We start from the raw sequence: 22474 nt of genomic DNA on the forward strand, positions 1-22474 counted from the left end.
TTTTGATCATTCTATTAACCTAAGGCGGCGATCACATGTACAGGATCACGTTCAATTGCACGCAGCAACACCTTAGCGGGGCCAGTGGGTTCACGGCGTCCTTGTTCCCAGTTACGCAGCGTACCAATATTCACATCTATCAACTGGGCAAATTTGCTTTGCGTCAGTTGAGTTCGCTGTCTAATCGCTTTGACCTGTACCGAGGTGACAACGGTCTCACGGGAAGGTTGGCGAACCCCTTGATTAATTTCATCCATTTGCTGAACACTTTCAAGCAATTGGCTAAACAGTTCGTCATTCATATTACCACCTCTCAACGATTGCTTTTAATGCCTGCAGTTGGGCGTCAGTTAAATTCTCTTGTTCACTCTTTGGATAAATCAACAGCATTTTCAATTGGCTGGCTGCGGTTACATAGTAATAAATCACACGTACACCGCCGCTTTTACCCTTATTCGCTTGGCTCCAACGGACTTTACGCAGCCCGCCGGATTCTTTTATCACCGGCCCTGCTTCTGGGTTGTCGGCTAAGTAAGTTTGAAACTCTCGATACTCGTCATCGGTTAACAGCGTTTGCACCAGCTTGGTAAATATGGGTGTTTCGATAAAAACCATAAAGTAAGTCATTGGCGTAGTTTCGTATGCGCAAGTATGTCACTGGCGTAGCAATATTGCAAGCGGTAACCCCAGTTAACAGGGGTGAAGTGTCATGTAGGCCAAGCTGGTTTTTTGATATAAATGTAGGTAAAAATGAATATACTCAACTTTTTCTTGTGTGTGCGATATCCACACATTATACTCCCCACTGTTGCCACTCATCTAGTCAATGAGCTCTCGCAACAAAGCAGGTGGGCTAGTCCCCCGCGTGCTGTGACACTCACTGGAAAATGCGAAAACCATCTCCCCTATACCGGCGCTGTGCGCGGGTATATCCAAAGCCATAGTACGGTATTTGGGGGCATGGATCGGGAGCCAAAGAAAACGCCCCCAATGCGCCTATCCAGTGAGGGGCGCAGACTTGCGGCTACCCGGTCCACCTTCTCGAAACTCACTGAGAAGGTTTTTACCATGTTATATACATTTCTTATTGCCTATCGCGATCAAAAGCTGGCACAGCTTGCCCGCATCCGCACCGTTTCAACCATTGCCAACACCGAACAAGCTGCCCGTAATCAATTAAACGGCATGCCGCTGGTTTTTGTGTGCCGCACGCCAGCAAAAGGCGGTGCGCTATGAGTATTCAAACTAAACCGCAACTCTTTGCCTTCGAGCAAGGTGATTTACTGGCAGGCGTTCGAGTTGTTACTGATGTTAACTCGATTTGGTTTGTAGGTAATGATATTTGTAATGCGCTCGAAATTGTCAGCCCGAGGCAAGCTCTAGACCGCTTAGATGAGGATGAAAGGGGGGTATATAGTGTATACACCCCTGGCGGCATACAGGAGATGAATTGCATTAACGAATCGGGTGTCTATTCGTTGATCCTGACCAGCCGTAAACCTTCGGCTAAAAAATTTAAAAAATGGTTAACCTCTGAGGTGTTGCCCAGCATTCGAAAAACGGGCGGTTATCAGCGTGACGGCCTGCCGCTCAACAAGCGGGTTGAACTGCAACGCTATAGCCATAAGTTGCTTAGCGATATCAGCAAAACGCCTGATCCTTATATCCGCAATATGTTGTACCAAGATTTGCAGGCGGTACGCGGCTGGTTGGGTACAGACACTCCGCCATTGGATTCGCTCATTCTGTCGGGCGTGGCCGATGACAGCCTTGAAATTGTTGAAGCCTTCTTTAACGCCATTTGTTATTTAGAGCAACAAGGTGAGTTGGTTAATCAACATGCGCCTAAAACACAACTCGCGGTACATATCGACAGCTTTTTAGCCTTGTGTGAACAGCACAATATCCCCATGGTCAAAGGTCGCACCTTAACCCGTGCGCTACGCCAGTCACCACGATTGATTGCCGCTAGCCATAACGTCAATAGCACTCAATTGAGTGGCAAAGTACTTAAGTGTTGGTCGTTCTCTCTTGAACCCAGCACTGATATTGCAGACCTGCCACAGGGAGACACGCTATGAGCCATCCATTTGAACCCTTCCAACGCACGATTAGTATCGATGGTCATAGCCAATTGAAAACGGTTAATGGCTGCTCATTTAATATCACTTGGCCACAACAGCAACTGAGTGCTGACCGTAAAACCCTCGCCAGTTTTTTAAATCAATTTGGTCACTGTGAAGTGGTTGATGCGCCTGCTGATAAGCGCGAATGGGCACAGGAATTTGCGGAACACTTTAACCTTCACAGACAACCGCTAGTTTCAAATCAGCACACTGCTTTTTGTGGAGGTGCGCTATGAGCCGGTTATTAGCCTTTGAACTCGCACAGCAGTGGTTGAGCTACGATTGCATTATCCTGGATACCGAAACCACAGGGCTTGGTGATACTGATGAAATCGTTGAAATAACCCTTATCAACAGTCGTGGTGAAGTACTTTTGAATAGTCTGGTTCAACCATGTAATTCAATCCCTGCTGCTGCGATTAACATCCATGGTATTACGAATGAAATGGTCGCCACGGCACCACGTATTAGTGCGCTGTTGCATCAAATCAACGGTATTATTAGCGGTAAGACCTTGATCGCATACAACACTGATGATGACGTTCGTTTGTTGCTTCAAAGCGTCATGATGTGTGGCTTTGCTGATAGTGATATTGCCTTACACAATGTTAAGTTGGGCTGTGCGATGAAAGCTTATGCCAAGTGGTTTGGCAAAGTGGATCCGCAAAACGGGGATTACCAATGGCATAAATTGGTTAATGCCGCGGCCAAATGTGGGGTGACATTGCCTGAGGGCATGCAGGCTCACCGTGCTTTAGCTGATTGTATTATGACGTTAGGCGTGCTCCGTTATATGAGCAACAATGTCGACCAAATCCAAACTGATACCCACACTAATGCATTAATTACCCGCCTAATTGGACAACCTGAACGGGTGATTGTCCATTCCGATAAAGCCAGCGTTTACTTTAATACAGAGGTCGCTCGGATATTTGAAAAACGCGATGGTTTTGAACTGTTTGCCACCAGTGTTAATGGTCAACTGAGCTACGAATTAGCGCTCGATCGTATGAGTGCCTACGCGGTAATGCAGATGTTCCCTGATATTGTTTTTGTGCCACTGCAACTTAAAACGGCGGAGGCTGCAGTATGACGGCTCTTGATAAAGCGCAATTTGATGCGGCCCTGTATTGGGCGGATAAACCAATTAAAAAGTTTGTTTGTACTGTACGAGAAGCAGGCAGATTTGAAACCCGTATTTATGGTGCAACCTGCTCTGACCGCGCGGCAGAATTAGCATTGGAAAATACTGAGTTGAATCGCGACAGTGCTGTAGTTGTTGAGATGCGATTAGCCACTCCTGAGGATTTAGGTTGTGTTCCTGCACTCATGCCATCGGTTAAAGAAAAGATGCTGGCCTTTGCCGCACATCATCAATTAGGCGAGGTTCGCTTAGATAATCCAGCTCAACTGCTTATAGGTAATTTGCCGGCGATCGCTGCGGTAAATGCGCTTAAGGAACAGCACGGTAGATTATGCAGTGCGTTGGTTGATTGCTTAGCGGTGATGAACGAGTGTGAAAAACACCAGAACTTCCCCAAAACATTTGCTAACCCTGTGGGCGGCTTAGGCTGGGATGCCACGATTGCGGCGGCACGCCTGCTGCTTAAGGGAGGTGTGTAATGGAGGGACTAACTGCAAACGTTAATGCACTTAACAAGCAACTGGTAAGGCTTGATGGAACCGTTCAAGCCATTGGAGCGGTATCTGAGTTGCTAAGTTTATGCCCACCTGAGCATAAAGTGAATGCTAATGCGTTAGGGCAATTGTTGTTTGTGTTGCATAAGGACATTGAAGCAAACCTGTTGGGCATCGATACAACGCAACAACGTATTAGCGAACACATTCAAACTAAGTAGGGGTATTTTATGTCGATGTACCCTGAACTGCATCGCGAGGTGTTACCTCGACTGCTAAACGAATTTGAGTTCAAAGAGGGTAAACAAGGCTTTCTGCAGCAGGGGCGTTGCCCCTGCTGCGGCAAAAAAGAGCTTTATACCAATTATGATAGCCCGTGGGTTTTACGCTGCGGGCGCCTAAACAAGTGTGGCGAAGAGCTGCACATTAAAGAGCTATTTCCTGAGCTATTTTCAAGCTGGAGTGACCGCTTTCCACTAAAAACGAACCCTCAATCTGGAACCGTAGACAATCCCAATGTGGCTGCGGATGCATATTTGCAGCATGGTCGTGGCTTTAATTTAACCATGATTAATGGTTGGTATACCCAAGGCAGTTATTATTGCGGTAAACGTGATATGGGTACTGCTACGGTTAAATTTGCCCTGCCAAATGGCGCCAGTTGGGAGAGGTTTATCGATAACCCGCAGCGGTTTGGCAAGCAGAAAGCAAACTTTGTAGGAAGTTATCAAGGTTATTGGTGGCAACCGCCAACAATTGACTCACTCGATCTCACCAATGTTAAAGAACTATGGCTTACCGAGGGCATTTTTGATGCTATCGCTTTACTGCAAAACTCGGTAACTGCTTTTGCGTTAATGAGTTGCAATAATTTTCCTGATAAGGCGTTAGAGCAGCTTGATGTGCTTTTACCGACGAATATGCGCCCAACATTGGTATTTGCATTCGATGATGGTAAAGCCGGCGAAAGCTTCACGAAAAAGTTTGTTAAGCGTGCAAGGGAACTCGGTTGGAAAGCGACCGCAGCGCAGCCACCAAAGGGCAAGATAAAGCTTGATTGGAATGAGCTGCATCAACGCGAACGTCTTACCGAAAAACACCTCGATGAATATCGCTATTTAGGCCAGTTGCTGATTGCGACTAGCGCCACTCAAAAAGCCTTGTTGATGTATAACAAGAAGGGCGTGCAGGAGTTTCCCTTTGGTTTTAACAATTCTCTATTCTGGTTCAAACTCGATCTTAGCCGCTTTAATAAGGCATATCAGCAAGCGGAAGATGCTGCGCTGCGCGATGGGGAAGAACTAACGGATGAAGAAATCCGTGAGCGTGCTTTGCAAGAGTCGGGCAGTATTCAGGAGTTGGCCAAGTGTTACCCTCAAGCGTTGTACTACCAAGAAAATAAGCTGACTGATGAGAGTTGGTATTATTTTCGGGTGGATTTTCCCCATGATAGCCCGAGTGTAAAAAACACCTTTAGTGGTAGCCAGTTAAGCTCAAGTGCGGAGTTTAAAAAACGTTTACTTGGGATGGCTCCTGGCGCGGTTTTTAATGGCCAAACCCCGCAACTAGACAAGTTAATGAGTCAACAGCTGTATAACATCAAACGTGTTCAAACAACGGATTTTATTGGGTATAGCCGCGAGTTTGAATGCTATGTCTATAACGAGGTGGCGGTCAAAGACGGCAGACTATATCGCCTGAACGAAGAAGACTTTTTCGATATTGGTAAGCTGAGCATTAAGACCTTAAGCCAGTCTGTTGGTGTGCATCTTAATCCCGATTTTAAACAGTTAAACCAGGAGTGGCCACGTAAGTTATGGCAGGCGTTTAATGCAAAAGGTTTTGTGGCATTGAGTTTTTGGTTTGGTAGTTTTTTTGCTGAACAGATACGCCAAGAGCACAAGAGTTATCCCTTTTTAGAAGTGATTGGTGAACCTGGCACTGGTAAGTCAACTTTGATCGAGTTTATGTGGAAGCTTGCTGGCCGTGCGGATTACGAAGGGTTTGACCCTAGTAAATCTACCCTTGCCGCAAGGGCTCGTAACTTTGCTCAAGTATCTAATATGCCAGTGGTATTGATTGAGGGGGACCGCGGTGACGGCAAAGATGCTAAGCAAAAAGGGTTTGATTGGGATGAACTGAAAACGGCTTATAACGGCCGCAGTGTGCGTGCTCGAGGCCTACGAAATAATGGTAACGAAACCTATGAACCGCCGTTTCGTGGTGCGATTGTGATTGCCCAAAACGCCGAGGTACAGGCATCTGAGGCTGTGTTGCAGCGGATTATTCATATTCATACTGACCGTAATGGGCAAACGCCAGCAACTAAAGAAGCGGCAGAATGGATGGAGCGGGTGAGTGTTGATGAGCTTTCAGGGTTTATCTTAAAGGCGGCACTACATGAGCAGCAGATTATGGATTGTGTGAATAACCGTTGTAAGCATTATGAGCAGTGGTTGAGCACTTTTCCGGATATTAAGAATATCCGTATCATCAAAAATCATGCTCAGCTTTGTGCATTGGTAGAAGCTTTAGCCATCGTTGCTGATATTAACCAGGAACAAATCGAACAAACCCAAGATATGCTGCGGGATATGGCCGTTAAACGCCAACAAGCGATTAATGCTGATCATCCTATGGTGCAAGAGTTTTGGGATGTGATCGACTTTATTGATGACGATAACTTACCTATTTTGAACCACTCTCGTGATCCTAAGTTGTATGCCATTAACCTTAACCATTTTGCTGAGGTCGCCGCAGAACGTAGGCAAAATGCACCACCTCTCACCGAGTTAAAGCGACTGCTTAAATCGGCTCGAAACCGTAAGTTTATTGGGGTTCGCACCATTAATAGTGGCGTTAATGCACGACACAACGAAACCCATCCCTATGCTAAACGCCCCACTTCAGTGAAGTGCTGGGTTTTTGCCAAGGAGAATTAAGATGACCAGTACAATTTCGATTAAAGAAGAAGTGGCTAAGGCGAAGGCTGCTGGCATGACCAAGTTTGAATCAGCCCATGTGCATGTGTGTGGTCAGTCGTTACGTTATGCAAACAGCCATGGTGAGTGTGTGTATTGCAAACTGCAAAAAATAAAGCTTAAGCGTGCAGAGCTTAAAAAGGGTAAAGAACGCAGCATTGAAATTGCCGTTGCAGCATATAAAAGAGGTGATAGCTTACAGAAAGCCTCTGCAGAAGGGCGGATATCAAACCATTCATTGAGAAGTGCTTTGGTTTCTCAGGGCTTATTGAGAGAAAAGGCTGCGGATTCGGGCGGGTTAACAGTTGGTTACAGTGCAAATGAATTACGTGAATCCTCAGCTTGCCGTATGGCTCTATGCTTGATGAAACCAAGGGGCGCACTATGAAGCTAATGAAGGCGATGGCTTGGGCAAAACGTGAGTTTGCAGAAGGGTCGATCCCTGATAATAAGACGATACGTCGCTGGGTTGAGCGTAATGTAATTGCTGGCAGGGTGATTGATGGCAATACCTATGTATTTGATACCGAAAGAGCGGGCGTCGATTCTAATGTATCTAAGACAGTTCAAGAGTTGTTGAGGGAATAATGGCTGCTAGACCACGGAAAAAACCTTTAATCAATCTACCCGAGCATCTTTATTATGATGCTCGTTGGGGGACGTATCGTATTAAGTTGATTAGCGGTAAATTCAGATCTTTAGGTAGTGATAGAGATGCCGCTATCTCGATCGCAAAAGAATATAACCTGATAGCAAGACCAAGGGTCGGCTTGAAAGTGAGTGATTTATTGGACACGCCACAAGGTGACTATCCTAATGAATTGCCTTTCTCTGAGCATATTCCCGCATTACTGAAACGTATTGTTGCCGATGAGCAACCCTCTGCTGACCTAGTGAAAACAATGGAGAATGATGCGCAGCGGTGCATACTGTTTTTTGCTGAAACGCCCGGGTCCTTAATCACGTTAAAGCATGTTAATGACTATATAGCGAGATTCCATTCAGATAGCAGTGCGAACGTGCAAAACCGCAAGGTGAGCTGGCTTAAGAAACTGTTCTCATATGCTGCGGATGAAAGCTTGATGCCTTTAAACCCCGCAGTGAACAAAAAGATGCGCAGGGTAAAGAGTAAGCAGCGCCATCGTTTGAAAATAGAATGGTTTAAGGCTATTTATGATCAAGCACCGTTGTGGCTGCAAACTGCGATGGATCTATCATTGCAAACCACTCATGCTCGCCTAGAAATATCTCGCATTCAGTACTCACTAAAGAAGCCAAATAGTAAGAGCTGTGGCTGCTATTGGTTTGATTCACCTCAAATCACACCGTTTGGCAATGTGTTTGGTACGCTCTACATCCATCGACAAAAGATTGAGGGCAAGGAGGCTGCTCATGTGGCCATACCTATTGGTGATGAACTTAAGCGGATCATCGACCGTAGTCGAGATAAAATTGTGAGTCCTTATGTGGTTCACCGTTTACCCACAAAACGCTCTAATGGTTTAAGCAAAGAAGTGAACCATATTTCGCAGTTAAGCCCTGATTATATCAGCCGTGCATTTTCAGCATTACGAGATGAAGTAGGGTGTTGTAATCACTTGGAACCAGCAGAACGGCCGACATTCCATGAAATACGTGCCTTGGCAGCTCATTTATTCGATATCCAGGGCGTAGACCCTCAATCACGAATGGCGCATACCGATGCCAAGAGCACAAAGATCTATACACAAAACCATGTAGAGTGGGTTGAGGTACCATTCGCAGAAATCAAAATGCAGGCCTGATAGCACTCGCAAAACTAGGGTGTAAGTGCTTGATTCGTATAATCCTGAAAATCCATTTTTACGAGTCTAATTTAGAGACGAAAACGAAGGTAAAAACCATTTATATTAGACAGTTACCATACTACTGTTCGTTGTGATGGGGTGTCAGGGGTCGGAGGTTCGAATCCTCTCATACCGACCAAATTCATAAACAATAAAGCCTGCAATCTAAATCAATTGCGGGCTTTTTTGTGTCTGGAATTTAGCTATGTTTGGACTGTCAACAGACCGGATGGTTGCATTCGCATTAACCTCGAAGGCTATAAACTTAGCAACGACTTTAATTCATCGCGTTTACTTATCTAGTAAATAAACATAAGTATTCAAGGCTGATTTGGTGGAGTTGAATACCTTTTTTAAACAAAAGTAGGCAGCCTTGCTAAGCTTACATTTCGAATTTTTCAGGTTTTTATATTTTTATAAAAAATTGTCTACTTTTTAAAGTGCCCAAAAATACCTTTGCTATTTAATCATAATGCTGGAGATAAAAGCTATTTTTAGTCTCTAAATACATGCAAATCATAAAAAGAATCATTGTGTAAGCATGCGAATGTAATACAGGCCCCTGCTAGCTTGGCCTCTTCTATTTGCTTATCAATCGTTTTGAGGATTTCTATATCTCCTTTTTTTTCGATATAGTCCCGAAAGTCTTCCAGTTCCATTAGGGTTAGTTTTTTACGTAGAACAATGACTTCATCAAACTCCTCTATTAAATATTCAATATTTTCATAGAACTCAAGAATCTCACCATCTTCTCCTTTTACTTTATCATCTATGACGGCCTTTACTTCACATTTGTGATAGAACTCATATCCCTGTATTTCATCAAAAATTAAGTCGGTGTCTATTAGCATTTTATTACCCAATGTAAAAATAACCAGTTGTTAAAGTTTAGTGCTGGCGTTAATTTAAGTTCTTTCTTCTTAGGACAATGAAGGCTTTGATATTGATATTCTCAGCCGTTCATTCTCACAAACTAACACATTTTTATCACACAGAATCTGTGCCAACTTGCTCATCCGCTCAGTTGCCTGAGCTGTTGCACGTTGAAAACCCAATAGCCCCAACGCTGCAGAAGCCGCATCAGTCATGCTAATGGCATGAGCGTCTTGCACTGTCAGCAATAAGGCGTTGGTGAGCTCTGCATCACAGACGTTTTCCAGCTTACGGGTGGCTGTGTCGACGCTGTTCCAGTTTCTTAACTTAACTGTACTTCGTCCATTCGGCCATAACACTTCATCGCTATCTAATTTGATGAATCCTTTAGCAACAGCGCCTGAAATGGCCTGATCTACAGTGCGTTTAATTTTGGCTCCAACCCTTGTCAGTCCTGCGGCGTTGGCTAAACGAGTTGCTACTAGGCTAGTGAATATTGGGTATTCAGTTTCAACAATTCGTTCAACTGCATATACCAACGTACTTAAAGGGATGGCACTGAAATCATCGACATGTGGAATATTAAGTTTAGATACATCGGCTTTTCTATAGGGCGTAGTGCAGGCTTCAAATTCTGGTTGTTCTTCTTCAATCCGTATTATTGGCGTTGCGATGGCCTCCTGTACCACAGCTTTGTGCTCCACTTTTTTAGTGCTATAGGCTTGTGCCGCCATCGATACCATCAGTTCGTTGTGCTGTGTTATGGCTTTATCTATCAGTACTTTCAGGCGATGTAACTCAGCTTCTGGATCGCGAAACCAGTCGGTGGACCAAATACGCTCAAAGCTCCAACCAAGACCTTCCAGCACACTTTGCCGCAGCCGTTCGCGGTCGCGGGCTGAAGCGGCCTGGTAATATCCAGCGCCGTCATATTCCAGCGCCAATACAAATTTACTTGGGTCTTCCGGATGTTTGATGGCTAAGTCGATGTAATAACCCTGACTGCCGACCCGGGTGGCTACCTGATAACCTAAACGCTGGATCGCCTGATGCAGCAAGGCACCAAAAGCAAAGTTTTGTTCCTGATCTTTTTCATGGGCTTTGTTCAACTGGCCTGATTCGGCAAATTGTAAAAAGATTTGCAGCGAACGCACACCAAATGGGCTGTCTGCTTCAACTTTTAATTCATCACCTTTGAAGTTGGCAAAGACTTCCATCGCCAGACGGGCGCGTGAGATCAACACGTTTAAGCGCCGTTCACCACCGGGTTTATTCAACAAGCCAAAATTTTGGCTGAGTTGGCCTGTGCTGGTTTTACCATAACAAATACTGATGTAGATAACGTCGCGTTCGTCGCCTTGTACGTTCTCCAGGTTCTTTACAAAAAACTCATCGCCACCTGCATATCGTGCAAAGAATTCGTCGGTTTCAGGGTGTAAGCGGCGCTCTTTTTCCAGCTCAAGTAAAATGGCATCACGCTGCGAAAGGCTAAAAGCCACCACACCCAAGGACAGGTGAGGTTTGCTTAACGCATGGTTAAATACGGCCGCTACCACAGCTTTTACTTCGCCCGGATTGGTGCGTGAACCGCCTTTGTCGTAATGGGTTTCCGGCAAGTGATGAAACTTCAGCCCTGTTGCATCAGGGTGAAACCCTGGGCTTGGAAAGGCCACTAGCTTGTTTTTATAAAACTGGTCGTTGGACACTGCAATCAGTGAATCGTGGCGGGAGCGATAATGCCAGCGCAACATTTTGCTTGCCGCACCACGGGCTTCCATCAGTGCCAGAATACTTTCCATTTCTGCAGTGGCGCTGCTTTCCAGCTCTTCTTCTTCCAGTTCAACGGCTTTACCAAATAAGTTGCTTGGTGGCATTTGCTTGCTGTCACCCACCACAATCACCTGCCGCCCACGTAGCATAGCGCCCAAGGCATCAGGGGCTGGAATTTGGCTGGCTTCATCAAAGATCACCAGCTCAAAATCCAAAGCTCCTTGTTTCAGGTAGGTGGCGATGGACATAGGGCTCATCATAAAAATAGGTTTTATTTGCTGGATCACGTTACCGGCTTCAGCCAGCAGTTTTCGGATAGGAATATGGCGCTTTTTCTTACCCATTTCCCGCAGCACTAATTCCATTTCCCCTTTCGCTGTTTTCTTGGGTAAGCGCTCGTACAAGGTGTTCACCAACAGCTCCTGGGCGAAAAACAGACTGTTGCCATCAATACGTTTAAAGTCACGCAGGCTTTGCTCATGTTTATTGCGGTCAAAGCGCCGTATGGCTTCCGAGCTGTCGTAGGCATGATCAACCAAACCACGGTAATAACTAAGCTCGAATACCGTCATTAGCAAGTCTGGAGCTGTATGCCATGAGTACGCCAGTTCAGCGAAAGCTTTGATTTTATAGGAGTCAAAGGCCTGAATAATCTGGTTGTATCGCGCGAAATCGTAGAGCAGGGCAGAGTTTTTCCAGCCTTCTAACAAAGCATTGAGCTGGGTAAATTGCATGGTGGCTAAATCGTGGTTTGGATTGCTGTTGTGGATTTGTATCAGCTCTTGCAGCGTTTGTGTCTGCGCTTCGATGGCTTTGCAGAGTGTTGCCAGAGAGTTCGCCTGATCGCGCAGCAGCTTTTTATCAACGCCTGTATCAATCAGTTCAGCCAATGGCTGCGACAATTCAAGACTCGTTACCTTTGCATAAAAGGCGTTGATCCAGCTATGGATTTGGGTTAACTCAGCATGCTCTGAAAATTCGCCTTGCCACTGTGTGCCAAAGACTTCAGACAAAATAGCGCTGTAGCTGGCCAGTTCTTTTTTCGCGCTTTGGTAGGCTAAGGCAGTATCTAATGCAGTGAGCCAGTCGGTAGACGAAGCAGGCAAGGTGCCATGCCAAAGTCCTGCTAAGTTAGCTTTTGCCTGTCGATAGCTGGACGACAGGAAACGCCACCATTTATCTGTTTTGCCAATCAAGCCCTGGCGGATACTCAGCAAATCGGCATCAAGCGCCTGAGTGATAAAGTGTTGTTCGCAGCTGGTTTTGAGGCTTAAGAAATTGGCTAAACAAGCCAGGCCGTTATCGATCCGTTTTTGTTCAACAGCCCATAAAGGGTTATTTACCTTAACCTGTTTAAGGTCCGGCACTTCGGATAGCCAGCTTGTTCTTGCGATCAGTGGGGTAACTTGCTGCAAGCTTTGTGGTTTCTCAAGCTTCAGAAATGCACTGACGGTTTGAGTTTGTGCATCAAGTTGATTAAGTAGCTGGCTTATTTCAGCCAAAGCTGATGTTAAAGCTTGCTGCAATGCTGGAGAAAAGTCAGTGCGGCCAGACATTGCAAAAGGATGAGCTGCAGGCACACCAACACGTTCCAGTTGCTGCACTAATTCGGCCACCAGCTTTCTGGCATTGCTGTATTGCTCAGCTGTCCATTGTTCAAAACAGCTAAAAGGCAAAGTAGGTAAAGAGCTTTCGGGATTCTTTGTTTTCAACTGCAACAGAGAGCCTAAAGCTTCAATGTAATTGAGACTACTACGCAAAACTGGGGCGCGAATGGCATGGACATAAGCATCCAGTGAGGCTTTTGATTCTGCCAAATCTGACAGTTCTTGCTGGCGGTTTCCGGTTTGTGGCCGTCCTTGTTCGAGCGATTCAGCAATAGATTCCAGCACAGCTCTTTTCGTACTTTTGTGGCTGTGTAGTTCCAGTACGGCAAAGCCCAAATGAGTTTCATCAAGGCGTTTTTTCACCACCTCAAGTGCTGCCATTTTTTGCGCCACAAACAGCACTTTTTTACCCAAAGCAACGGCTTCAGCAATAATATTGGTGATGGTTTGGGATTTGCCTGTGCCAGGTGGGCCTTGAATAATCAGGTCTGTACCAGATTTCATGGCTAAAATGGCTTCAATCTGACTGGAGTCTGCGTCTTTTACCAAATGGAGCTTTTCAGGATGATTCAGATCAGTTGGATTGATTTCTGCATTGTGATCAAAACCATCCCGGAATAAGCGGCCAATCAAAGGTAACTGGGATGGTTTTTTTCCTTCAGGCCAGCCGGATGGGTCAAGGTCCATATACATCTGAAACTTGCCAAAAGAGAACAGCCCTAAACCAATTTTATCCTGATGCACCCTCCAGGACGGTTGTGCCGTAATTGCATCTGTTACCGCCTGATAATAATCCGAGACTGTCATTTCATCAGAATAGGTTGGCAGCAGTAACTTAAATTCTGTTCTGAGCTTTGCCGCCAAGGTCAGGTTTGAGCCCAGTTCTTCGCCTGTGTAACGCAATTTAAAGCTATCTCTGGCAGACGATCGAATCAGTTGAACAGGGATTAAAATTAAAGGAGCATACCTTGAGACTGATGAGTTTGTTGGTTCATTCCACTGTAGAAAACCAAGTGCTAAATACAGAACTTCGACCCCTTGCTCTTGAAGCATTGTATGGGCTTCGGTTTCTAGTTTCAGCAGTGCTTTATCAAGTTTGGCTGGCACTAATCCTGTTTGAAGGTATTTGTCGGTGAAGCGAGCCGCTCCCTTTTTCTGTTCAAGGTATAAATCGAGAGGTGGTAATTCCGAATTATCATCGTTCTGAAAGAATGAGCCTTCATCCTCGCTGTCGGCAATTTTTTGCTGATAAACTTCTGGCAGCGGTAAAAAGCTGAGAGAGTTTTGTTGCTCAACCAGTATTTCAAAGATTTTGGCGGATTGTTCATCAATAATGTCGAGGGCTTTACTGCCACTTCGGTAATTCAGTTGAGGGTTAGCTCGAAGACCCATATCTAGTAATTCAAGACGCGCACGTTCCAGTTGCTGGTCGACAACCATAAATATCCATCTCCGAGATATGCTGAACCCATAAATCCGGAACTGTTAATTCCGGCCATTCAAATTGAAACAATAACATAATGCGCTTTCAATTTACCTTCAAGCGCATTGACTAGAGTTGTGTTAACAACACTGATAAAAGTGATGGATTAATTTCGTTTTTCGTTTGCCTTACAAAACACTGATGGGATCTAAATATTGCGCATTCAAAGTTGAGTATCCAAGTTTTGCACTAGAGTGAATAATCCAAGATTGTGAAGATGCTTTTCAACATTAAATAAAGTCGCTTAACTAGCATATAGCTTGAGGTGTACCTATATCAAAATGGGATATTAAGTTCGTTGATAAAAAATTCTTTAGGACTCTTTAGGGGATACTATAACGATAAAAACTGCAAAATGCTTATCCCATCTTGAGTCTTGCACTGAATTTAAAAGGCCTAACTTCTTTGCAATGGACATCTTTGCAATAGGTTATGCCGCATCACAGACTTGATTCCTACCTGCGCGTTTGGCTTGCATCATGGCCTGATCGGCATTATTGAAAAGGGTCTCTAACAGGGTTTGTGCCTCATCGGGATGATTGACTTGAGGCAAGCTTAAGGATGCAATGCCAAAACTTGCGGTGCAGTGAATGCTGTGGCCGTCAAGCAGCAGTGGCTGCGTATCAAACCCATGGCGAATTGACTCTGCCACTTGCCATGCTTGCTCATGGTGAGTGTTGGGTAAAATCAGGCCAAATTCTTCGCCCCCGAGGCGGGCGAGAATATCCAGGGATCTCAGTTTGGTTTGCGTCAATTTTGCGATATGGATAAGCGCTGCATCCCCCATCGCATGGCCCCAGTGGTCGTTAATTCGCTTAAAATGGTCAATATCGAACATGATAAAGGCCAGCGGTTGTTGGGCTTGCTGCGCGATTTGACGACCGAGATTGAAAAAAGCCCGGCGATTATAGAGCTGGGTCAGTTCGTCAGTATCGGCAAGGCGTTCGGCCGTGGATTTTGCCTCTATGAGCGCTTGCTCCATCTGCTTGCGTTCGGTGATATCGGTGGCGATTTCTATTCTCACTAATCGGCCATCGGTCCAACGAATGGCTTGATCGCGACATTGGTACCAACGCTTATTTTGCGTATTTTGAAACTCCCACACATGGACGCCAGCAGGGTTTCCCTTGTCATCTAGCAGCTTAGGGTTAGTACAAAATTGACAAGGTGAACTTTGTCTCGATTGCAGCACTTGATAGCATTTTTTACCTTTTGCCTCACCCCAAGCCGATACACCGTAGTCATTGAGATAGAGCAGATCATAGGTGGCTAAATCAGAGACATAAACCAGCGCATCGAGACTATTCAAAATAGTATCAATGGCCTGACTATGGTTGGTATCGGAACCCGCTTCTGTGTGTTGTGGGGCATTTTTTGTCATGGATCGCAGCCGTGCAATGAATGAGTTCTAACAACATGGGGTACTCTTTATGGTTGTTAATATAACCCATTAAAATAAATCTGTCCGATATTCAATTAATTATGTTGCTCTAAAATAGCTAGTTTTTATTGCGAGGCGTTCAGTTTGCCGGTTTAACGCCTTTCGCCGTGGCATTTCCATCTATCGGTTTTAGGCTAAATCTGGCTTTTTAAGTAAGCGATGGCCGTTTGTGCCCTGCGAGACAAAGGCCACTCGGCTCTGTGGATCAGCCAAATGGTGTCTACCACTGGGCTGCCACACTCAACCACATAGATTTCATCTTGTCGTTCAAAGGCTTTACGGGCATAGCGAGGGATCACGGTAAAGCCGAGCCCCTTGGCGACGGGCTCGAGAATTAAGCTGATCTGATTGATAAACCCTTTACAGGGGATCTCTTGGATGCCAGGACTTCCTGGATATTTGCGGCTTAATAAGCGGGTGGCCATGGCTTCGCCATCGGGGTGAGAGATAAATCCTAGGCGCTGCAAATCTTGCCAGCTGGTAATTTTATGCCCGGCAGGCACAACTAGCTCGAGGGGTTCTTCAGTAAAATGGCTGCTGCTGATACAAGGATCCGACGGCTTAAAGGTCACCATCCCTAGCTCATGTTGATTTGCGAGAATGGCTGAGAGGATTTCATTATCGGGGGCAAAACGATGGTGAATTTTTAGCTGCGAAAACTGCGTTTGCAGCTGCAAAAGTAACGGGTAGAGCGTTAAGCCAATACTGCCAGGCGTGATAAGGCTTATCTCGCCAATATGGGCATCGTCTTGAATGAGTTTTTGCTGTAATCGCTTCTCGGCGCAGTTTATGTCTTTGACGTAACTCAACAAATGCTCACCAACGGGCGTGATTTCGAGTTGGCGGCTACGGCGTAAAAAGAGAGTGCCGTATTCTTCCTCTAAGCGACTGATATGTTGGCTGACCGCTGCTTGGGTGATACCTATGGCTTCGGCCGTGCGGGTAAAGTTTCCCTTTTCCACTAACACTGCAAAGGTATTGAGCCATTGTGGGTTTATCATAATGAAATCTTATAGAACCTATAATAAGCTAATGCTTTTAATTATGGCAGGTTCGTTTTAGTCTGTCCTCATCATAGTTAACCCATGGTTAGGACTGTCAAATGACCCAGCTATTTTCTCCTTTTAGATTAAAAGATATCACGCTTAAAAACCGCATTGCCGTGGCACCTATGTGCCAGTATCAGGCTCACGACGGGCTGAGTAACGATTGGCATCAAGTACATTACACGAGTCTTGCTCGCGGCGGCGCAGGCTTAGTGGTGGTTGAGGCGACTGCCGTATCGCCAGAGGGGCGGATCACTCCGCGCTGCTTAGGATTGTGGAACGAGGAACAAGCTGCGGGCTTAGCCAACATCGCCTCGGCGATTAAAGGGGCTGGCGCGGTGGCGGGGATCCAAATCGCCCATGCTGGTCGTAAAGCCAGTGCCAACATTCCTTGGGAAGGGGATGACCATATTGAGGGGGAGCAAGGCTGGCAAACATTGTCGCCATCGGCCGTGGCATTTGGCGCTAACCTTGGCAAAGTACCGACAGCCATGACGATTGATGATATTCAGCGCGTGAAAGCCGATTTTGTGGCGGCGGCCAAGCGGGCGCTCGACGCTGGGTTTGAATGGTTAGAGCTGCATTTTGCCCACGGCTATTTAGCGCAAAGCTTCTTCTCTACCTACGCCAACCAAAGAACCGATGAATACGGTGGTGATGCCGAAGGACGAGGCCGTTTCCTTATCGAGACAGTGGAGGCGGTGAGGGCGGTTTGGCCTGAGCATTTGCCGTTAACGGCGCGCTTTGGTGTGATTGAATTTGATGATAAAGACGAGCAAACCCTGAGTGAATCCATCGCCTTGGTAAAGCAATTTAAGCGCGCGGGCCTCGATATGCTTAACGTCAGTATTTGTTTTTCAACACCTACGGCCAATATTCCTTGGCGCCCGGCCTTTTTGGCGCCTATCGCCGAGCGAGTGCGTCGGGAAGTGGGTTTCCCGGTGGCAACGTCATGGGGCATGGATAATCCTCACCATGCGGAGCAAGCGATTCAAGATCAGCAAATGGATTTAGTGATGATAGGTAAAGCATTCTTGGCTAACCCTCACTGGCCTTATCAAGCGGCGCAAACCTTAAAGGTCTCGCGTCCATCTTGGGTGTTACCTTCATCCTACGCTCATTGGTTAGAACGTTATTCCACCGTGAAAGCGGAATCATCCATAGATTGATATGAGTTATTCGCCAAATAAAAAGCCCCACGCTTAAGGTGGGGCTTTTTGTTTATTCTCGCTTTAACGCAAACTTTTACACGGGGCGATAACAGCCTGAACGATTTGCTGGCTTAGTGACGCTTTACCTAATGATTGTAGAGGCGACGGCCTTCTCGCATCACTTGGATAAGCTCAGGCGCACTCATCTTCTTATGCAGTCTGTGTTCAAAGTTTTCATCGTAAATGCGGTATTTACCATGACGGTCGATGACGGTGATTTCCGACTGTTGGTAAATGGCAAATATGCGACTGTCACCGATGTAAATCCAGGTCTCTTGGCTTGGCTGTAACAGGCTACGGCCTGCGCTGTAGTCAGTGGTGTTATTGGTGCAACCTAAGATATGGGTCATTAAGGTAGGCACTACGCCATAGTGACTCGTGCGGTATTTAACCTTACTGGCACCGACATTGGGCCAATGGATGACCATAGGCACTCTGACACTCTCGGGAGACAGATTGCGCTGGGCTTCGTCGCTGTTGCTGGTGAAAATTTTGCCATTAACGCCGGTGATCACCACTAAGGTATCGCTTGGCAACTCACTCACTATCGCTTGGATTTGCTTATCAATAAAATTCAACGATTGGCGATATTGGTTAAACAGCACCTTTTGCGCCGGTTTCAAATTCGCATCGGCCTTGACGGTTTCGATGCCAAGGAAGCCGACTGGAGTGTCAAAATTCTCCGGCGCCTTTAGATTGACGAGGGCAAACCATGGGCTCTGCTGCACGCTTTGCCATTGCTTAAAGTGGCTTACGCTGCGTAAATCCGCATCGGCACTGCCATTGGTTTCTTTGGCGATGACGGGGGTAAAGTCATTAAACATGGCCTGCGCCGAGCGTAAATTCAGATTGGTTTCGGGGATAAATAAGCCAAGCTGATAACCCGCCTGTCTAAAGCTTTGGGTCATGATTGGGCTAGTGCTATTGAAGATGCGCGCATCGCCATAGCTGCCTTGTAAGCCATAGAGCAGGGAGAACATGCCAGTTCTAAATTGATTGCCGCCACTGTAATGCTGAGTAAAACTCTGATTCTGCTCAGTATACTGATGTAAAAACGGCATGGTCTTAGCGTCCACCATGTCGGCACGTAAGCTGTCGATGGTCAGCATTAACACATTGGGTTTGCTGTCGGCTTGGCATTGTAGTGGTTGTGCAGGATAACTGAGCGTGCTGGTCGCATGATTAGCTTCGTCATCCGATTGCGAAGAACCATCAATCCCATGGCTTTCCATAAAGGAGCGAGCCGTGGCGGGGTATGACAGCGGATAAGTATCATCGAAACGGGTAATTTCGGTGATATAGGCCGCGTCGGCCCAAATGTGGATCAAATGGCTGCTGACAAAACACACCCCAATCAAGGTAATGACCTTATTGCCAAGATTCAGCTTTTGGATTTTCTCAATCCGTTTCCACAGGAAGTTAGCCGCCGTTAGCTCAATCACCAAAATGGCAATGGGCGTCACAATATAAGAGGTGCCGTGGAGCAGGGCATTTAAATCGGCCCAGGCTAAGTCAAAGGCGAAGGGGCTCAAGTGCATGCCATAATCGGCATACACTATGGTGTCATACAATAAGATACACAGGCTTAAGGTGGCGATAACTGCCGCTAAGCCCCTTAAAATCTTGGAGTAAGGCAAGATTAAGGTCAGTGGGAATAGGCAGATCAAGTAGGCGATAAAAGCAAGAAAACTGAACTGGCCAATGGTGCTGACGGCGAGATAGCCCCAGCCAAACCAGGTTTCGGGATAACCCACACTGCTGAGATAGCGTGTGCCGACAATCATGGCCAACAGGCCATTAAAGAAGGCGAACCAATGTCCCCAGTTGATGAGTCGCGATACGCGATCGCGGCTCATTTGTTTTTTTCGCTCGACCATAGTGATCCGCTTATTCCTAAAAGGCGTTGTATCTTATGCTGTTTTAATCATTGTTACTCGACTAACTTAATTGGATTTCACCGATTGTGCGAGCGCTTTCGCAAATTGTTCGGCGACCGCTTGGCGAGATTCGCTTGGCACTTTGCGCTCGAGCAGGTGAGTGACACAGTTGCCTAGCGCCATCAGGCTTAAGTCAGTAGGAGCTTTGTGCTTTTCGAGTACCGCTAAAATTTCGGCGATTAATGATTCAACTTGTGTGTTTGAGTATTTCGATTGGATTGCCATAATCAAAAAATGTTTCACTTTGGAATGGATTAGCGGCATATAATAGCGGATTTATTCCAGCATCACTATCAGGGCTTATGAGTATTAACATCGAACAAGCAATTATTCACGAGATTTCCCAGGACAGTCAGGGTCAATTACGCTGCCGTTTACGTCCTCAACCTCTGCTGAACAGTCAGGCTGTCGAGATGATGCTGGAAGAGTTGCATCAGACTTATACCAGCAAATCCGGCAAAGGATTTGGCTATTTTGGTATCCATGGTGATGACGGTGAGGCTAATCCGGCCTTTTCGAATGCGTTGCAGGAATACCGTGCAGGGGATTTAGGCTTCGTCGAATTTACCGGCCAAGCCAGTAAGTTGTTGCAGGAAGAGTTGGCTAAATATGATTTTAGCCAAGGCGGCTTCTTGTTGATGTCCTGCTATACCAGCATGGCGAGTGACTTTTTGTTTGTGGCGCTGCTGAGTGCCAAATCATCGATGACGGTACTCGATGATATGGAACTGTCGCAAAACAACCACTTAGATTTAAGTAATATTCAATTAGCGGCGCGTATCGACCTTACTGAATGGCAGGCCGATAAGGATTCCCGCAAGTACATCTCCTTTATCCGTGGACGTGCAGGCCGTAAGGTGGCGGACTTCTTCCTCGACTTTATGGGGTGTGTCGAGGGCGTAAATACTAAGGCGCAAAATAAGACCCTAATGAATGCGGTGGAAGATTTTGTGGCCAGCAGCGATCTGACTAAAGAAGAACGTCAGCAATGCCGTAACAAAGTGTTTGAGTATTGCTCCGAGCGTTTCGATGAAGGCGCTGACATTGAGATCAAAGATTTAGCCGATGAACTCGCCGACCAAGGTATGGAGTCTTTCTATGATTTTGCCCGTGGCGGTAGCTATGAGCTGGATGAAGAATTTCCCGCCGATAAATCGACCTTAAGACAGCTGAAGAAGTTTTCGGGTACCGGTGGCGGCGTCACTATTAGTTTCGATGGTGGCCATTTAGGTCAGCGGGTGATTTACGATCCGATTTCCGACACGCTCTTGATTAAAGGCGTGCCCGCTAACTTAAAAGATCAGTTAGATAGACGTCTTAAGGGCGAATAGGCCGCCTTGGATAATATCGCTTAAGCTTTAAGCGCCAGCTTTTTAACCATCGAACATTAAACAAAAAGGCCGAGGATGAATCCTCGGCCTTTAACTTTTGCGCGTAAGCGACCTATCTGAAGCGTCGCTTAGCTCGACCTACTTGGTCGCTGCCGCAAATGGCACAGGGCGCGGCGTCGCTTTATTCGATGGTGGCAGGATTGGTAGGGCGATCTGCGGCTGTTCACCCGTGAGCGAATTTAAAAAGGCCACCATTTCCTTAGTTTCTTTGTCGGTGAGCTTTTGTCCTAACTGAATATCCGCCATGGTATTTACCGCTTCTTCAAGCGTCCAAACACTGCCATCGTGGAAGTAGGGATAAGTGAGCTCGATATTACGCAGTGTCGGTACTTTAAACACATATTTATCGGCTTCTTTGCCCGTCACGCCTTTACGCCCTTCGGCAGGATTATTGGTGTGGAATGGTTTGATGAGGCCCATCTTCATAAACATAGTGCCACCAACCGCGGGGCCATTGTGGCAGCTGACGCAACCTTTGTCCTTAAACAGTTGATAACCGGCTTTGGCTTCGCTACTAATCGCATCCTGTTTACCTAATAGATATTGATCGAATGGGCTATTCGGCGTGACTAAGGTTTTTTCGAAGGCGGCAATGGCATCGGTTAAACGATCGATATCGACTTTTTCATCGCCATAAACCTTAGCGAAGCGAGCACGGTATGCGGGCATTGAGGCAATGGTTTCGGTGGCAAGTTCATGGGTAAAGCCCATTTCCTTCGGGTTGGCAATCGGTCCTGCGGCTTGCTCTTTTAAGTCGCTGGCGCGGCCATCCCAGAATTGCGCCAGCATAAAGTCGGCGTTCAGCACGGTTGGGGAGTTAATTGGACCTTCTTGCCAATGGTGGCCAATCGATGTGGGCAGGGCATCCACGCCGCCGGTAGAAAGATTGTGGCAAGAATTACAGGAGATAAAGCCTGATTTCGACAGTCTGGGTTCGAAAAACAGCATCTTACCCAGCTCGACTTTTTCTGGCTCGGTGATTTTAGCTGGCGTAATTACTTCAATCGGTTCGGCAGCAACAGCATAGTGTCCGCCTAACATGGCCATAATACTGATCGCGATAGCGGTGAGTTTTATCATCTGGTCTCTCCCTTATTAACCTTGTTTTATGTATGGTTTATAGGGCGATACTAACGGCTTAATC

General features: G+C 46.3%; 21 protein-coding genes. 12 read left to right on the plus strand and 9 right to left on the minus strand.

Features of this window, described 5'->3' with window-relative positions; all coding sequences use genetic code 11:
• Nucleotides 1-14: 14 nt before the first annotated feature.
• Both nadS and CBX96_RS04015 read right to left on the minus strand, forming a co-directional pair.
• On the minus strand, nucleotides 15-302 hold the full coding sequence (nadS, locus tag CBX96_RS04010; protein ID WP_109285779.1) for a NadS family protein: 288 nt from the start codon (nucleotides 300-302) through the stop codon (nucleotides 15-17).
• Nucleotide 303: 1 nt separating this feature from the next.
• Nucleotides 304-615: a type II toxin-antitoxin system RelE/ParE family toxin gene (locus tag CBX96_RS04015; protein ID WP_109285780.1), complete on the minus strand. Its 312-nt coding sequence runs from the start codon at nucleotides 613-615 to the stop codon at nucleotides 304-306.
• A 453-nt stretch (nucleotides 616-1068) separates the two neighbouring features.
• Here CBX96_RS04015 and CBX96_RS21535 point away from each other — a divergent pair, with 453 nt between their 5' ends.
• Genes CBX96_RS21535 through CBX96_RS04065 form a run of 10 tightly spaced genes read left to right on the plus strand, consistent with a single transcriptional unit; the run spans nucleotide 1069 to nucleotide 8529 of the window.
• On the plus strand, nucleotides 1069-1236 hold the full coding sequence (locus CBX96_RS21535; RefSeq protein WP_181382133.1) for a host cell division inhibitor Icd-like protein: 168 nt from the start codon (nucleotides 1069-1071) through the stop codon (nucleotides 1234-1236).
• Complete coding sequence (locus CBX96_RS04025) at nucleotides 1233-2081, plus strand: Bro-N domain-containing protein (protein WP_109285782.1); 849 nt, start codon at nucleotides 1233-1235, stop codon at nucleotides 2079-2081. The genes CBX96_RS21535 and CBX96_RS04025 overlap by 4 nt, the downstream gene beginning before the upstream one ends.
• Nucleotides 2078-2362 (plus strand): hypothetical protein, encoded by a 285-nt coding sequence (locus tag CBX96_RS04030; protein ID WP_109285783.1) that lies wholly within the window; start codon nucleotides 2078-2080, stop codon nucleotides 2360-2362. Before CBX96_RS04025 ends, CBX96_RS04030 begins: the two co-directional genes overlap by 4 nt.
• Complete coding sequence (locus tag CBX96_RS04035) at nucleotides 2359-3219, plus strand: 3'-5' exonuclease (RefSeq protein ID WP_109285784.1); 861 nt, start codon at nucleotides 2359-2361, stop codon at nucleotides 3217-3219. Before CBX96_RS04030 ends, CBX96_RS04035 begins: the two co-directional genes overlap by 4 nt.
• On the plus strand, nucleotides 3216-3749 hold the full coding sequence (locus CBX96_RS04040) for a hypothetical protein (RefSeq protein ID WP_109285785.1): 534 nt from the start codon (nucleotides 3216-3218) through the stop codon (nucleotides 3747-3749). The genes CBX96_RS04035 and CBX96_RS04040 overlap by 4 nt, the downstream gene beginning before the upstream one ends.
• The gene (locus tag CBX96_RS04045; RefSeq protein ID WP_109285786.1) at nucleotides 3749-3985 is read left to right on the plus strand and encodes a hypothetical protein; all 237 of its coding nucleotides are present in this window, start codon (nucleotides 3749-3751) and stop codon (nucleotides 3983-3985) included. The genes CBX96_RS04040 and CBX96_RS04045 overlap by 1 nt, the downstream gene beginning before the upstream one ends.
• A 9-nt stretch (nucleotides 3986-3994) precedes the next feature.
• Complete coding sequence (locus CBX96_RS04050; RefSeq protein ID WP_219930408.1) at nucleotides 3995-6706, plus strand: toprim domain-containing protein; 2712 nt, start codon at nucleotides 3995-3997, stop codon at nucleotides 6704-6706.
• A gap of 1 nt (nucleotide 6707) precedes the next feature.
• Nucleotides 6708-7133 carry a hypothetical protein gene (locus CBX96_RS04055; RefSeq protein WP_109285787.1) on the plus strand — a complete coding sequence of 142 codons (426 nt, stop codon included), beginning with the start codon at nucleotides 6708-6710 and terminating at the stop codon, nucleotides 7131-7133.
• Complete coding sequence (locus CBX96_RS04060) at nucleotides 7130-7333, plus strand: hypothetical protein (RefSeq protein WP_109285788.1); 204 nt, start codon at nucleotides 7130-7132, stop codon at nucleotides 7331-7333. The genes CBX96_RS04055 and CBX96_RS04060 overlap by 4 nt, the downstream gene beginning before the upstream one ends.
• Nucleotides 7333-8529, plus strand: a complete 1197-nt coding sequence (locus CBX96_RS04065; protein ID WP_109285789.1) for a phage integrase Arm DNA-binding domain-containing protein — start codon at nucleotides 7333-7335, stop codon at nucleotides 8527-8529. The genes CBX96_RS04060 and CBX96_RS04065 overlap by 1 nt, the downstream gene beginning before the upstream one ends.
• Nucleotides 8530-9065: 536 nt before the next feature.
• On the opposite strand, the gene CBX96_RS04070 is transcribed toward CBX96_RS04065, so the two are convergent.
• The 4 genes from CBX96_RS04070 to CBX96_RS04085 all read right to left on the minus strand — a co-directional run bounded on the left by CBX96_RS04070 (nucleotide 9066) and on the right by CBX96_RS04085 (nucleotide 16746).
• Entirely contained in the window at nucleotides 9066-9422 is a 357-nt protein-coding gene (locus CBX96_RS04070) for a hypothetical protein (protein WP_109285790.1), read from the minus strand.
• 69 nt (nucleotides 9423-9491) lie between these two features.
• Nucleotides 9492-14261: a DUF3320 domain-containing protein gene (locus CBX96_RS04075; protein WP_109285791.1), complete on the minus strand. Its 4770-nt coding sequence runs from the start codon at nucleotides 14259-14261 to the stop codon at nucleotides 9492-9494.
• A 473-nt stretch (nucleotides 14262-14734) separates the two neighbouring features.
• The gene (locus CBX96_RS04080; protein WP_109285792.1) at nucleotides 14735-15685 is read right to left on the minus strand and encodes a GGDEF domain-containing protein; all 951 of its coding nucleotides are present in this window, start codon (nucleotides 15683-15685) and stop codon (nucleotides 14735-14737) included.
• A gap of 194 nt (nucleotides 15686-15879) precedes the next feature.
• Nucleotides 15880-16746 (minus strand): LysR family transcriptional regulator, encoded by an 867-nt coding sequence (locus CBX96_RS04085; RefSeq protein ID WP_109285793.1) that lies wholly within the window; start codon nucleotides 16744-16746, stop codon nucleotides 15880-15882.
• Nucleotides 16747-16847: 101 nt separating this feature from the next.
• On the opposite strand from CBX96_RS04085, the gene CBX96_RS04090 reads away from it, so the two are divergent.
• On the plus strand, nucleotides 16848-17960 hold the full coding sequence (locus CBX96_RS04090; RefSeq protein ID WP_109285794.1) for an NADH:flavin oxidoreductase/NADH oxidase: 1113 nt from the start codon (nucleotides 16848-16850) through the stop codon (nucleotides 17958-17960).
• Nucleotides 17961-18088: 128 nt separating this feature from the next.
• On the opposite strand, the gene CBX96_RS04095 is transcribed toward CBX96_RS04090, so the two are convergent.
• Both CBX96_RS04095 and CBX96_RS04100 read right to left on the minus strand, forming a co-directional pair.
• Complete coding sequence (locus CBX96_RS04095) at nucleotides 18089-19879, minus strand: DUF3413 domain-containing protein (RefSeq protein WP_109285795.1); 1791 nt, start codon at nucleotides 19877-19879, stop codon at nucleotides 18089-18091.
• A gap of 66 nt (nucleotides 19880-19945) precedes the next feature.
• Nucleotides 19946-20164 (minus strand): YejL family protein, encoded by a 219-nt coding sequence (locus CBX96_RS04100; protein WP_109285825.1) that lies wholly within the window; start codon nucleotides 20162-20164, stop codon nucleotides 19946-19948.
• A gap of 77 nt (nucleotides 20165-20241) precedes the next feature.
• Between CBX96_RS04100 and yejK the strand changes: the two genes are divergently transcribed.
• Nucleotides 20242-21270, plus strand: coding sequence for a nucleoid-associated protein YejK (gene yejK / locus CBX96_RS04105; protein WP_011622980.1), 1029 nt, complete (start codon nucleotides 20242-20244; stop codon nucleotides 21268-21270).
• A 138-nt stretch (nucleotides 21271-21408) separates the two neighbouring features.
• On the opposite strand, the gene CBX96_RS04110 is transcribed toward yejK, so the two are convergent.
• Entirely contained in the window at nucleotides 21409-22410 is a 1002-nt protein-coding gene (locus CBX96_RS04110; RefSeq protein WP_109285796.1) for a cytochrome-c peroxidase, read from the minus strand.
• Between the last annotated feature and the right edge of the window lie 64 nt (nucleotides 22411-22474).

It is taken from the genome of Shewanella sp. BC20, assembly GCF_003129585.1.
Classification (GTDB): Bacteria; Pseudomonadota; Gammaproteobacteria; order Enterobacterales; family Shewanellaceae; genus Shewanella; species Shewanella seohaensis.

What these genes read in the sequence shown, in the direction of transcription:
- CBX96_RS04095 (WP_109285795.1), bottom strand. Translation starts at nt 19,879, where the DNA reads ATGGTCGAGCGAAAAAAACAAATGAGCCGCGATCGCGTATCGCGACTC.
- CBX96_RS04085 (WP_109285793.1), bottom strand. Translation starts at nt 16,746, where the DNA reads ATGATAAACCCACAATGGCTCAATACCTTTGCAGTGTTAGTGGAAAAG.
- CBX96_RS04055 (WP_109285787.1), top strand. Translation starts at nt 6,708, where the DNA reads ATGACCAGTACAATTTCGATTAAAGAAGAAGTGGCTAAGGCGAAGGCT.
- CBX96_RS04065 (WP_109285789.1), top strand. Translation starts at nt 7,333, where the DNA reads ATGGCTGCTAGACCACGGAAAAAACCTTTAATCAATCTACCCGAGCAT.
- yejK (WP_011622980.1), top strand. Translation starts at nt 20,242, where the DNA reads ATGAGTATTAACATCGAACAAGCAATTATTCACGAGATTTCCCAGGAC.
- CBX96_RS04015 (WP_109285780.1), bottom strand. Translation starts at nt 615, where the DNA reads ATGGTTTTTATCGAAACACCCATATTTACCAAGCTGGTGCAAACGCTG.
- CBX96_RS04060 (WP_109285788.1), top strand. Translation starts at nt 7,130, where the DNA reads ATGAAGCTAATGAAGGCGATGGCTTGGGCAAAACGTGAGTTTGCAGAA.
- CBX96_RS04075 (WP_109285791.1), bottom strand. Translation starts at nt 14,261, where the DNA reads ATGGTTGTCGACCAGCAACTGGAACGTGCGCGTCTTGAATTACTAGAT.
- CBX96_RS04030 (WP_109285783.1), top strand. Translation starts at nt 2,078, where the DNA reads ATGAGCCATCCATTTGAACCCTTCCAACGCACGATTAGTATCGATGGT.
- CBX96_RS21535 (WP_181382133.1), top strand. Translation starts at nt 1,069, where the DNA reads ATGTTATATACATTTCTTATTGCCTATCGCGATCAAAAGCTGGCACAG.
- CBX96_RS04050 (WP_219930408.1), top strand. Translation starts at nt 3,995, where the DNA reads ATGTCGATGTACCCTGAACTGCATCGCGAGGTGTTACCTCGACTGCTA.
- CBX96_RS04025 (WP_109285782.1), top strand. Translation starts at nt 1,233, where the DNA reads ATGAGTATTCAAACTAAACCGCAACTCTTTGCCTTCGAGCAAGGTGAT.
- CBX96_RS04045 (WP_109285786.1), top strand. Translation starts at nt 3,749, where the DNA reads ATGGAGGGACTAACTGCAAACGTTAATGCACTTAACAAGCAACTGGTA.
- CBX96_RS04110 (WP_109285796.1), bottom strand. Translation starts at nt 22,410, where the DNA reads ATGATAAAACTCACCGCTATCGCGATCAGTATTATGGCCATGTTAGGC.
- CBX96_RS04040 (WP_109285785.1), top strand. Translation starts at nt 3,216, where the DNA reads ATGACGGCTCTTGATAAAGCGCAATTTGATGCGGCCCTGTATTGGGCG.
- CBX96_RS04070 (WP_109285790.1), bottom strand. Translation starts at nt 9,422, where the DNA reads ATGCTAATAGACACCGACTTAATTTTTGATGAAATACAGGGATATGAG.
- CBX96_RS04080 (WP_109285792.1), bottom strand. Translation starts at nt 15,685, where the DNA reads ATGACAAAAAATGCCCCACAACACACAGAAGCGGGTTCCGATACCAAC.
- CBX96_RS04035 (WP_109285784.1), top strand. Translation starts at nt 2,359, where the DNA reads ATGAGCCGGTTATTAGCCTTTGAACTCGCACAGCAGTGGTTGAGCTAC.
- CBX96_RS04100 (WP_109285825.1), bottom strand. Translation starts at nt 20,164, where the DNA reads ATGGCAATCCAATCGAAATACTCAAACACACAAGTTGAATCATTAATC.
- nadS (WP_109285779.1), bottom strand. Translation starts at nt 302, where the DNA reads ATGAATGACGAACTGTTTAGCCAATTGCTTGAAAGTGTTCAGCAAATG.
- CBX96_RS04090 (WP_109285794.1), top strand. Translation starts at nt 16,848, where the DNA reads ATGACCCAGCTATTTTCTCCTTTTAGATTAAAAGATATCACGCTTAAA.